We start from the raw sequence: 11,494 nt of genomic DNA on the forward strand, positions 1-11,494 counted from the left end.
CTCTGCGGCGCTCTGCCGCACCACTGCCGCAGGCACCACGGGCATACTGGAGTCATGGATTCCGTCGGACTTCTCACCGAACTGGTCACCCAGCCCACTGTGTCGGGTGATCCTCGTCCCCAGCGCTCGTCGATGGACGCAATCGTGTCCGTCCTCAGGGCCCGCGTCGGTGACCTTGCCATCGACGGCGATCCGGATGGTCCCCACCCATGGCTGTTGATCACCAATCCCTCCCCGCCGACGTCGAAGCGGTTGATGTTCGCGTGCCACGTGGACACCGTGCCGGCGGGTGATCTGTCGAATTGGCAGTTCGATCCCTTCGCTGCAGATATCGAACACGGTGTTCTCCGTGGCCGCGGCACCTCGGACATGAAGGCCGGGCTTGTTGCCGCCACCGCTGCGGTGATGGACGCCTTCGACAACGGGGTTCCCGCCGCCCTGTTGCTCACCAGCGACGAAGAGATCGGGTCACTCGGTGCGCGTGCCGCTCGCCACGCCGTCGCCAAGTGCGCCGTAGGAGCGGTCGTGGTTCCCGAGGCGACAGGGAACCAGGTACACCTGGGGCATCGAGGAGCACTGTGGGTCGATGTGACCACCAAAGGCATTGCAGCACACGGAAGTACTCCGCATCGGGGTGAGAGTGCAATCATGAAACTGGTCGACGTGTTGGCACGAGCCCGCACCGAGCTCCCGCTGTCTACGGATCAGTTCCTCGGCGCCGAAACGTTCAACGTGGGATTGATCGACGGCGGCTCGGCACCCAACATCGTTCCCGACACCGCACACGTCGTCGTCGACCATCGCACCGTCGGGGACGGCTCGGCACTGCTGTCCTGGTGGCGCGATCAACCCGAGGTCGATCACGCCGACGCTCGCATCGATCTGCCAGGAGTTCGCACACCCCAAGGCGACCGATGGGTGGATGGCCTTCCGCATACCGTTGCTACAGAACCGGTCACGTACTTCACCGACGCGTCCATCATCGGATCCGCTGCCCCCGGTGCCCCTATTGTCGTGTGGGGGCCGGGGACGCCGGCACTGATGCACGCCGCCGACGAAACCGTCACGCTCGCCGAACTCGATGCGGCGATCGTGGCCTACACCGCGGCGACGCGTGCGTGGCCGACCGTCGACTGACGGACCACCAACTCCGGCTGCAACGCGATGTGCGCAGTGCCGGTGTGATCGCTGTTCATGGCCTGATCCAGTAGGCGAGTGGCCTCTTCAGCGATTCGTTCCTGGGGTTGCCGGATGGTGGTCAGCGGCGGATTGCTCAATGCAGAGAACGGAATGTCGTCGAACCCGGTGACCATCACATCGCCCGGGACCGACAATCCCAGAGCCTGGCAGCTCTGCAGCACCCCGAGGGCGATCAGGTCGTCCGCACCCACCACCGCATCGGGCCGCGTGGGAGAAGCGAGGATCGAGCGCGACGACTCACGCCCCCAGTCGATCGAATAGTCACCCAACAACGTCCACTCGTCCCGCGTCCGAATCCCCACGCGCTCGGCATGGCGGAAGAAGCCCGCCCGCCGCAACTCCGTCGACGAATTGGTCAGCTCGGAACTGATGAATGCGGCACTCCGAACACCCTGTGCAGCAAGGTGATCCATGATCAGGCCCTGAGCGGCATCATCGTCGACGCCGACCCAATCGGTATGAGTATCGAGAGCGAAGCGGTCGAGCTGGACCACAGGGATCGCACGGGCCGACGCACGAACCGCCTCGGCAGAACGTTCTCCATGGCACGGGCTGATGATGATGCCGTCGACCTGACGCGAGACCAGACTACGCAGCCGTTGCGCCTCGACTTCCGGATCCGATCGCGAATCGCACAGGAACAACTGCAGTCCACGCTGCGAGAGAACATGTTCGACGTTGACGACGAGCGAGGTGAAGAACGGGTTGGCAATACTGGGCACCACCATCCCAACCGTGTCCGTGCGGTTGCGGCGCAGCGAACTGGCGATGATGTTGCCCGAATAGCCGAGATCGGCCGCCGCCTGCCGAATGCTCGCGGCCACGTCGTCCGACACCGGACGTGACCCCGAGAGCGCCCGGGACACCGTGGCTGTCGAGACGCCCGCGCGCTCCGCGACGTCGCGAATGGTTGCTTTGCGCATCCAACTCCTACTCTCGCGTGTAAACCGAGGCTAGCGAACCGCACGGTCGCTTGCGATGCTGTTTACACAGTAGAGGTAATCGTTTACATAAACGACTCGCGAATTCCTTGACACGACCCGGTGCCGATCGCCTACGGTGCATACATACGAGGCAATCGATTACATCGCCTCGGTCGACGACCACACCAGAGGAGCTCCCTACGTGAGTACGTCCCCGTCGGATCCGAACCCCTCAGCCGCGCTGGGGGTATTTCCGACCAAGCCGTCGGCGCTGGCCGAGATGTTCACCTCCGCGCCCGCACTCATCGGCGCAATCCACCTGCCCGCATTACCGGGCAGCCCGCACTACAAGGGCCAGCCCGTCTCCGAGATCGCAGCGTTCGCCGTGGAGGAGGCGCACGCGTACATCGACAACGGATTCGATGGCGTCATCGTCGAAAATCATTGGGACATACCCTTCCTCAAGCCCGGAGAGCACGGATACGAAACAGCGGCCAGCATGGGTGTCGTCACCGCCTCCGTCGTCGGTGAGTTCGGCAGCAGAGTCGGAGTATCCATCCTGTCCAACGCGGGCGAATGCGGCGTGGCCGCAGCGTGGGCCGCCGGAGCAAGCTTCGTGCGGGTCAACCAGTGGGCAAACGCCTACATCGCCAACGAGGGATTCATCGAAGGCCAAGCAGCCAAGACCACCCGCTTTCGCCACCGCATCGGTGCCGACCCGGTCAAGATCTTCGCCGACGTTCACGTCAAGCACGGTGCCCACGCCATCGTTGCCGATCGCACCATCGCCGAACAGACCGAGGACGCAGAATTCTTCGACGCAGACGTGCTCATCGCAACCGGCTCGAGAACCGGTGACGCCGCCTCGGTCGACGAGGTGTCGGTCATCAAGAACAACACGGTCCTCCCCGTCATCATCGGATCGGGAATCACGGCGGCCAACGTCGCCGACCTGATGAACGAATGCGACGGTGCCATCATCGCTTCTTCGGTGAAGGAGAACGCACGCTGGTGGGGCCGGGTCTCCGGCGAGAAGGTTCGCGACGTGTCCCGCGCAGCCGGGAAGTAGACGATGATCGTATTTTTCGGCTACGCCAACAACGATGTGACGGTTCATGTTCCGCATGTTCCGACCCTCGGAGAGAGGGTGCAGGCCACGACGATCGAGTCGATCGACGGCGGCATGAATGCCAACGCCGCAGTGTCGGCAGCCCGCATGGGAGCCCGCGTCGCGTTCGCCGGCGCGGTGGGCCCGGACATTCGATCCTCCGAATTCCTCGCGGCCCTCGAACGCGACGGAGTCGACACCAGCTGGGCACCGCGCGACGCATTCCTCTCCACCGCAGTGGTTCTCATCGCCGACGGCGGGGACCGATCGATCATCAGCCAGGACGACGCCAACGACGCAGGCAGACTACGCACGGTCCTCGACAAGCTCTCGATCGACGGTGGACGCGTGTTCCTCGACGGCTACCGCGCATCGATGCTCCCACCCACACTCCCCGACAACGTCGGCCTCGCCATCGACCTCGACGGCTGTGACGACCTCGACGCCGCACTGCACGCATTCGCCCTCGCCGACCACGTCATCGTCGGACGCAGTCTGTGGCAGAACAGCTTCGGCATTCCAGCCGAACGGTGGCCGATACTGACCGCCGAGCACGACACCCACCTCGTCGTCACCGACGGCGAACGCGGGTGGACCCTGGTCACACCCTCGGGTGAGACCATCACCGAACCGGCAGTACCGGTCGACGTCATAGATGCCGTCGGAGCCGGAGACTGCTTCTGCGGTACCTACATCGCCTTCATCGACGCGGGCGAACTCCCGATCCACGCAGCCCGAATGGCGGGAGCCTCGGCAGCTCTGGCCTGCGCCACAGCCGGACCACGCGGATGCCCCACGCCGACCGAACTCACCGACTTCACGACCACGCTCGCCACTGTCGACCTTCAGGAGACCCGATGATCAAACGCGCACTCCCCCTCGTTCTCGGTGCCGCACTTGCGCTCACCCTCACCTCGTGCGATTCCGCATCCAGCAGCGACACCGCGGGCGGAACCGACGCAGCCGCGTCGAGCATCCCGGATCCGAGCCGCGTCGCCGATTCGTGCGACGGTAAGAACGGTGCCCTCAAGGTCGGTCTCGTCACCATCAACCTCCAGGCGCTGTTCTTCAATCAGATCAACAATGCTGCCCAGAAGATCGCGGACCAGACCGGCGTAGAGCTGCAGATCATCAGCGGTAACGACGACTCGGTCAGCCAGGCCAACGCTTTCGACAATCTCATCGCCTCGGGCGTGGACGCGATCATCGTCGACGCCATCGACACGGACGGCATCAAGCCCTCGATCGTCAAGGCCGATGCTGCGGGCATTCCGGTCGTCGCCGTCGACGCGACCGTCGACGATCCTGCCGTGGACACGCAGGTCGGCACCGCCAACGCCGAAGGCGGCGTTCAGATCGGCGACACTCTCACTGCGTTGGCGGACAACACCGGCACCGTGGGAATCGTCGGCGCACTCAACAGCACCATCCAACTCGAGCGTCAGAAGGGCTTCACCGATACCGTCTCGGCGGCCGGGATGACCGTCGGCACCGTGGTCGATGGCCGCAACATCCAAGAGAATGCGCAGACCGCAGCCGAGAACCTACTCACCGGCAACCCGGACATGCAGTACGTGTACGCCACCGGGGAGCCTGCTCTGATCGGATTGGTCGCCGCGGTGAACAGCCAGAACGCCCAGGACCGAACTCAGGCCGTCGGCTGGGATCTGTCCGATCAGGCCGTCTCCGCTCTCAACGCAGGTTGGCTGAAAGGCGTCGTGCAGCAGAACACCTTCGAGTTCGGCTACGAGGCCATGAATGCCGCCATCGACCTCGGTTGCGGACGGACCGCACCCGCTGACATCCCGGTACCGACCCAGATCGTCACTCCGGAGAACGTCGGCGACTACATGTACTACCTGGAGAAGTAGCCCTATGGCTCAACAAGACCTGACGGTCGCGCCACTGATCGAACTCTCGGGAATCACCAAATCGTACGGCCCGGTGAAATCGCTTCGCGGAGTCGATCTTCGACTCGGTCGCGGCGAAGTACTCGGGGTCGTCGGAGACAACGGCGCCGGCAAGTCGACGCTCATGAAAATCCTTGCCGGCGCCGTCCAACACGACGGTGGCGAGATGCGCGTCAACGGAGAACCCGTGCGCTTCTCGACACCGCTGGACGCACAACAGAAAAAAATCGGCATCGTCTACCAAGACCTCGCCCTGTGCGACACCCTGGACGTCGCAAGCAATCTGTTCCTCGGCCGCGAGCCGCGGAAAGGGCCGTTCCTCGATCGCCACGGGATGCACGAACGTTCCGCCAAGATTCTGGCGGACCTGCACGTGAAGGTGAAGTCGACATACCAGGAGATCGGGCAACTCTCCGGTGGGCAACGCCAAACAGTAGCCATCGCACGCGCGGTCTCGTTTCGACCGGACGTGTTGATTCTGGACGAACCCACCGCCGCTCTTGCTGTGGCAGAGGTCGAATCGGTCCTCAAGCTCATCACCGACGTCGCAGCCCAAGGCGTCGGAGTCATCCTGGTGACGCACCGCCTACAGGACCTGTTCCGGGTCTGCGACCGCATCACCGTCATGTACGAGGGGCAGAGCGTCGACGATGTTCCGATCGGCGATCTGAACATCGAGTCGCTCGTCGGATTGATCACGCGCACGCCGGTTCCCCAGCGTTCACCCTCCTCGTCGGAAGGCCGCCCATGATCACCGTGGACAAGAAAGACCAGCCGACCGTGGAGAAACTCGCGGCTCGCCCGACTCTGTGGCAGCAGACCAACAAGCCGACCCTGGCCATGCTCGCGGTCACCATCGCAGTGGCCCTGGTGTTCTCGGTGACGACGTCCTCGTTCCTGACCTTCACCAATATCTCGAACCTCGCGACGCAGATCGCACCGGTTCTCATCATCGCCGTCGCCATGACGTTCGTGATCACCACCGGTCAGATCGATCTGTCGGTCGGAGCAACGGTTGCCTTCGTCGCCGCGATGAGCGCCGAACTCATCCAAGCCGGAGTCGACTCGTCGGTGGTATTCGTCGCGGCACCACTGATGGGCGCAGCATGGGGCCTGGTCAACGGCTGGCTCGCTGCATACCAGGGCATTCCGCCGTTCATCGTCACCCTGGCAACCCTGTCCATCATCCGCGGTATCGCGCTCTATCGAACCGAGGGCTTCTCGGTACCGATCACTCCCGGTACCGCCTTCGCGAAACTGGGTACGGCGTCGTGGCTGGGCTTTTCGGCAAGCGCATGGATTGCTCTGGCCGTAGTGATCGTCGGCGCTGTTGCGCTCAACCGCACACGATTCGGCCGCTACGTCACCGGAATCGGCTCGAACGTCGAATCCGTCCGACGCTCCGGCGTCAACACCCGTCGCGTGCTGATGATGACCTTGGTGTTCACCGGGCTCGCCGCGGGCATCGCGGGCCTGTTGATCGCTGCACGACTCGGTTCGGGATCGGCCAACTCCGCCAATGGTTTCGAGCTCACCGTCATCACCGCAGTGGTATTGGGAGGCACCAACCTGTTCGGCGGCAGGGGAACGGTCATCGGCACCGTCATCGGTGCAGTGTTGACCGGCATCATCGCCAACGGCCTGACGCTACTCGGTGTGAGCCCGTTCCTGACACCGATCATCACCGGTGTCGTTCTGCTCGTTGCCATCTGGATCAACATGCGCGGGCACTCCCTGGCTTCGCTGTTCAAGCACCTGCAGAGCGCACCGGGTAAGCAATGATCGTCCAGACCGTCACCGGGCCGATCGACTCCAGCGAACTGGGACTGGTGCTACCGCACGAGCATCTGCACAACGACGCCTCGACCGCGTATTCCGAAGCTGCCGACCCGGCTCTGGCGCAGTTGCTGTCCGGTCCGGTATCGGCGGACCGCGCCTGGCTGCTGCACGACAACCCGTACCACAGCGCAGACAACTGCCGAGTGGACGACGCGGCGGCCGTACTCGACGACCTGAAAGTGTTCGCGGACAACGGCGGTACCACGGTCGTCGACCTCACGCCGCCGGGCATCGGGCGGCGACCCGAGATCCTCGAGCACTACTCACGCGAGTCCGGAGTACGCGTCGTCATGGGTTCGGGCTGGTATCTCGAACCCACGCACCCGCCCGAGGTCACCGCGCTCGGTATCGACAACCTCGCGGCCCGGCTCATCGCCGAATTCACCGGCGACGGGCCGCGGCCGGGGGTGATCGGTGAGATCGGCGTTTCGCCGTCCTTCACCGACGCCGAGGCCAAAGCACTGAGAGCCGCCTGCATCGCCCAAAGAGAAACCTACGTCCCCTTGTTCGTCCATCTCCCGGGCTGGCAACGCAGAGGACATCAAGTCCTCGACATCGTCGTGGACGAGATGGGTGTCGACCCGGCAGCTGTGGTGCTCTGCCACATGGACCCCTCGGGCGACGACCCCGACTATCAGTGCGCCCTCGCCGATCGCGGAGTCTTCCTCGAGTTCGACATGATCGGCATGCCCTTCGAGTTCGCAGGCGAGGGCCAGTCGCCGTCGCCCGCCGATACCGCGTTCGCGATCTGCGGCCTCGTCGGCGGCGGCTATCGATCCCAGTTGCTGCTCAGCCACGATCTGTTTCTCAAGTCGATGCTCCGCAAGTTCGGTGGCAACGGATTGGCCTACGTTCCAGTCTCTTTCGCAGCGCGGCTGGTCCGCAGCGGAATGGACGCACACCACGTCTCCTCGCTCATGCAGGACAACCCCAGGTCGCTCTTCGAGAGCGCCGGAAAAGGATAGAGAACCACCATGGGTAAGAAAGTTCTGATCGCCGGCGAAAGCTGGATGACCTCGTCCACCCACGTCAAAGGCGTCGACGAATTCACCGTCCATTCCTACGTCGAAGGGGTCGGACCCCTGCGTGACGCACTCACCTCGCGCGGGCACGAAGTGGTTCACATGCCCGCGCACCTCGTTCCCACACAATTCCCCGGCACGGCCGAGGCCCTGTCCGAGTTCGACGTCATTGTGCTCTCGGACATCGGAGCCAATTCGATTCAGCTCGCGCCCAACGTGTTCGACCGCTTCCAGGCCGGCGACGACAGGCTTGCCGCACTGCGTGAGTGGGTGAGCAGCGGAGGAGGACTGATCATGATCGGCGGGTACCTGTCGTTCTCCGGTTTCCAAGCGCGCGCCGCGTATCGGCAGACTGTGCTCGCCGACGTATTGCCGGTGACACTGCTGGCCGAAGACGACCGAGTCGAGGCTCCCGGCGGAATGGTTCCCGATGTCGTCGACAGCACGCACGCCGCACTGGGTGCCAGCGGAACACAGTGGCCCGCCTTGCTCGGTTACAACCGAGTGGTACCGAAGGAGGGCGCTGCCGTGCCCGCCACCATCAATGGAGATCCGCTCGTCGCGGTCGGCGAATACGGCTCGGGCCGATCCGCGGTCTTCACCTCCGATTGCTCGCCGCACTGGGCCCCGCCCGAGTTCTGCGAACAATGGCCCGGTTACACCGACCTGTTCGACGGCTTGATCACGTGGGTTGCCGGCGCGTGACCCGCTCGCAGCAACTCGTCGAGCGTCAACAGCCCAACCTCGCTGCTGCTCAGCAAGTTCGGTTCATCGTGCAATCGACGGACGGATCACTCTCCGACGAGGCCTTTCGAAGGTACCTGGTGATCGAGGAGGCGTTCGTACTCACTGCAGTCCGCATTCTGGGGCTGGTCGTCGCGGAGTCGACGTCATTGGACGACGCGTCGGATCATGTGATGTCGATGTCGAACCTCGTCGGAGAACAGCGAGCGTACTTCGCCGGTCTCCGCGAGAAGTTTCCGTTCGACGGCAATACCGAAGAGTTGATCGCGAGCTCCTCGGTGTTGTCGGACTATGCCCTCGGACTCGCGCAGCGAGAAGGTAGAAGTGCCGCTCTGGTAGCGATGTTCGCTGCCGAGACTCTGTACTTGTCGTGGTGCCGAACTGCGCTGACGTTCTCCACCGAACGCGAACCGGCACTTCAAGAATGGATTGCCATGCACACCCGGTCGACCTTCGTCGCTCAGGTCGACGCACTGGCCCATGAAGTCGACCGCATGGACGCCGTGGACGACGAGACGCTCGACAGGTGGTTCGAGGGGATGCTGGCCGCCGAAAACGAATTTCACGACGCAGTGTGAGTGCCTTCGGCAGTGGTGCGGTTATGTGCCCTGGGCGGCGCATTGCCGCACCACTGCGCGAAGCGCACTCAGCTCTTCTGCGGCTCGATGGTCTTCTGCGTGTTGTCGTGAGCGATCTCGATCTTGCGCGGCTTCGCCCGCTCCGCCAGCGGGATGGTGACCGTCAGGACGCCGTTGTCGTAGGAGGCAGAGATCTTCTCCGCGTCGACGCCGTCTCCTAGGGAGAGTTGCCGACGGTACGTTCCGGCGAACCGCTCCGACGAAAGCCACTGCACACCATCACTACTCGGAGCGGTGCGATGCGCCGTCAGAGTGAGTGTGCCGCGGTCGATGTCGACGTCGATGGAGCCGGGATCGACGCCGGGTAGGTCTGCGTTGAGTACGTAATGGTCGTCGAGCTTGTACAGATCCATCGGCATGAATCTGGGCGCACGGTCCGAACCACTGGTCGCGCCGAGCATGCCGGCAGCAATGGAGTCGAGGTCACGGAACGGATCGAAGCGAAGCACAGCAACCACCTCCTGTACGACGAAGCGTCCGCCCCTGTGGCGGGCCGCCCTTCACTGTGCAGAACCCAAATTAGCACTCTCCACCGGAGAGTGCCAATAGGGTAGTTCGATTTTTTTGTGTCCAATTGTGTTGCAGTGGTGCAGCTGTGGGCTCAACTGCACCACTGCGGACATCTCAGGCTGCGTCGGCCAGTCTGACGAGATCGCGCCCCTTGGTTTCCGGTGCCAGGTAGGCCGACACCAGGGTGATCGCGGAGTAGATCACGAGCATCGCCGCGATGGGCCACCAGCTACCGGTCCATGCGGTGAGGCTGGCCGCGAGCAGCGGTCCGATGGCAGTGGCGAGGATGCCGCCGATCTCCTTGGACAGCGCGAGCTGCGTGAAGCGGGTACGTGCGCCGAACAGCTCCGCCATCGTCACGCTTTCGAGCGAGAACAGGCCCAGCACACCGAGGTTCAGAGCAAGAACCATTGCGACGACGAGGGCTACGGTGTTGCCGCTGGTGACCATCAGCATCAGCGGGAACGCCAGGATCATGGTGAGCGCACTGAGCACCATGTACATCGGACGGCGGCCGAACTTGTCGCCCAGGATTCCAATGATCGGAATGGTGGCGAACCCGATGAGCGAGCCGTAGACGATCGCGCTGGTGGCGATGGAACGATCGATCAGCAGCGTCGACGCGATGTAACCGACCAGGAACGTCTGAATCAGTCCGGAGTTGCCCGCCTGACCGAACCGCAGACCCAGCGCGATGAAGAACGCGCGCCCCTTCTTCTGCTTGAGACCGGACTCGAGAACGCTGACCTTCACGTCCTCGTCGGTCTTCTCGATCTCGTCGCGCGAGAGAGCCACACCGTCGACCACGTCGGCACGCTCCTCGAAGACCGGGCTCTCCTTCAGGTTCGAGCGCAACCACACCGCGAAGATCATCAGGAAGAAGCTCGCGAGGAACGGCACTCGCCAGCCCCAGCTGAGCAACTGATCCTCGGACAGGACAGCGAGCAGCAGGGCCCAGATAGCCGAGGCCGCAAGGGTTCCGGAGTTGGTCCCCAGGGAGACCAGCGATGCGATGAGGCCTCGACGCTTGTCCGGTGCGTATTCGACCAACATGACCGTCGCCCCGGCGATTTCGGCTCCGGCACCGAACCCCTGGATCAGGCGAAGGGCGACGAGCAGGATCGGCGCCATGATGCCGATCGCGTCGTATGTCGGCAGTGCACCGATGAGGGTGGTGGATGCACCCATCATCGCAATGGTGATGAACAGGACCTTCTTTCGACCGATCCGATCGCCCATCCGGCCGAAGTAGATGGCACCGACCAGGCGGGCCACGTAGCCGACTCCGTAGGTGGCCATGGCGGCGATCAAGCCGATCGCCGGGCTCACGTCGGGGAAGAAGATGCGATTGAAAACGATCGCGGCGGCGAGCGAATACAGCTGGAAGTCCATGAACTCCATTGCCGTACCCAGCCAACCGGACATCGCCGCCTTGGTGAGGTCTTTAGTGCTGCGAGTCGGGACGGCGGTGTTACCGCGATCGTCCGTCGACTCGTTGGTGTCCTGTGACATCCGAAGCTCCATTGCTGGTGATGATCGATGAGTTCATGATGCGAGTTCGCCGCGGCCTCCGCGAGACCTGTGCCTCATCGAGGAGGGT

The 11,494-nt window shown here is 63.6% G+C and carries 12 protein-coding genes; 9 read left to right on the forward strand and 3 right to left on the reverse strand.

What is annotated here, in order from left to right; translation table 11 throughout:
* The first annotated feature begins 54 nt into the window (after window positions 1-54).
* Window positions 55-1,137, forward strand: coding sequence for a M20 family metallopeptidase (locus CH268_RS09795; RefSeq protein ID WP_094663627.1), 1,083 nt, complete (start codon window positions 55-57; stop codon window positions 1,135-1,137).
* Here the strand turns inward: CH268_RS09795 and CH268_RS09800 are convergent.
* Complete coding sequence (locus CH268_RS09800) at window positions 1,098-2,123, reverse strand: LacI family DNA-binding transcriptional regulator (protein WP_032406079.1); 1,026 nt, start codon at window positions 2,121-2,123, stop codon at window positions 1,098-1,100. The genes CH268_RS09795 and CH268_RS09800 overlap by 40 nt on opposite strands.
* A 202-nt stretch (window positions 2,124-2,325) precedes the next feature.
* Between CH268_RS09800 and CH268_RS09805 the strand changes: the two genes are divergently transcribed.
* From CH268_RS09805 to CH268_RS09840, 8 genes are read left to right on the forward strand one after another with little or no spacing between them, the layout of a single operon-like run.
* The gene (locus tag CH268_RS09805) at window positions 2,326-3,192 is read left to right on the forward strand and encodes a BtpA/SgcQ family protein (RefSeq protein ID WP_230073156.1); all 867 of its coding nucleotides are present in this window, start codon (window positions 2,326-2,328) and stop codon (window positions 3,190-3,192) included.
* Window positions 3,193-3,195: 3 nt separating this feature from the next.
* Entirely contained in the window at window positions 3,196-4,092 is an 897-nt protein-coding gene (locus tag CH268_RS09810; RefSeq protein WP_032387635.1) for a carbohydrate kinase family protein, read from the forward strand.
* Entirely contained in the window at window positions 4,089-5,102 is a 1,014-nt protein-coding gene (locus CH268_RS09815) for a substrate-binding domain-containing protein (RefSeq protein ID WP_094663629.1), read from the forward strand. The genes CH268_RS09810 and CH268_RS09815 overlap by 4 nt, the downstream gene beginning before the upstream one ends.
* Window positions 5,103-5,106: 4 nt before the next feature.
* Window positions 5,107-5,892, forward strand: a complete 786-nt coding sequence (locus CH268_RS09820) for an ATP-binding cassette domain-containing protein (protein ID WP_094663632.1) — start codon at window positions 5,107-5,109, stop codon at window positions 5,890-5,892.
* On the forward strand, window positions 5,889-6,923 hold the full coding sequence (locus tag CH268_RS09825; protein ID WP_094663634.1) for an ABC transporter permease: 1,035 nt from the start codon (window positions 5,889-5,891) through the stop codon (window positions 6,921-6,923). The genes CH268_RS09820 and CH268_RS09825 overlap by 4 nt, the downstream gene beginning before the upstream one ends.
* A complete protein-coding gene (locus tag CH268_RS09830; RefSeq protein WP_027495428.1) occupies window positions 6,920-7,945 on the forward strand; it encodes a phosphotriesterase family protein in 1,026 nt (341 codons plus the stop codon). The genes CH268_RS09825 and CH268_RS09830 overlap by 4 nt, the downstream gene beginning before the upstream one ends.
* A 9-nt stretch (window positions 7,946-7,954) precedes the next feature.
* Window positions 7,955-8,707 carry a glutamine amidotransferase gene (locus CH268_RS09835; RefSeq protein WP_027495427.1) on the forward strand — a complete coding sequence of 251 codons (753 nt, stop codon included), beginning with the start codon at window positions 7,955-7,957 and terminating at the stop codon, window positions 8,705-8,707.
* Window positions 8,704-9,324, forward strand: a complete 621-nt coding sequence (locus CH268_RS09840) for a TenA family protein (RefSeq protein ID WP_094663636.1) — start codon at window positions 8,704-8,706, stop codon at window positions 9,322-9,324. Before CH268_RS09835 ends, CH268_RS09840 begins: the two co-directional genes overlap by 4 nt.
* A 68-nt stretch (window positions 9,325-9,392) precedes the next feature.
* Here CH268_RS09840 and CH268_RS09845 read toward each other — a convergent pair whose 3' ends face one another.
* Together CH268_RS09845 and CH268_RS09850 are read right to left on the reverse strand one after the other, a co-directional pair.
* Entirely contained in the window at window positions 9,393-9,833 is a 441-nt protein-coding gene (locus tag CH268_RS09845) for an Hsp20/alpha crystallin family protein (RefSeq protein ID WP_027495425.1), read from the reverse strand.
* Between the two features lie 175 nt (window positions 9,834-10,008).
* Window positions 10,009-11,406 (reverse strand): MFS transporter, encoded by a 1,398-nt coding sequence (locus CH268_RS09850; protein ID WP_027495424.1) that lies wholly within the window; start codon window positions 11,404-11,406, stop codon window positions 10,009-10,011.
* Window positions 11,407-11,494: the final 88 nt, after the last annotated feature.

The sequence above is a fragment of the Rhodococcus sp. 06-1460-1B genome (assembly GCF_002258475.1).
GTDB classification, from domain to species: domain Bacteria; phylum Actinomycetota; class Actinomycetes; order Mycobacteriales; family Mycobacteriaceae; genus Rhodococcoides; species Rhodococcoides fascians.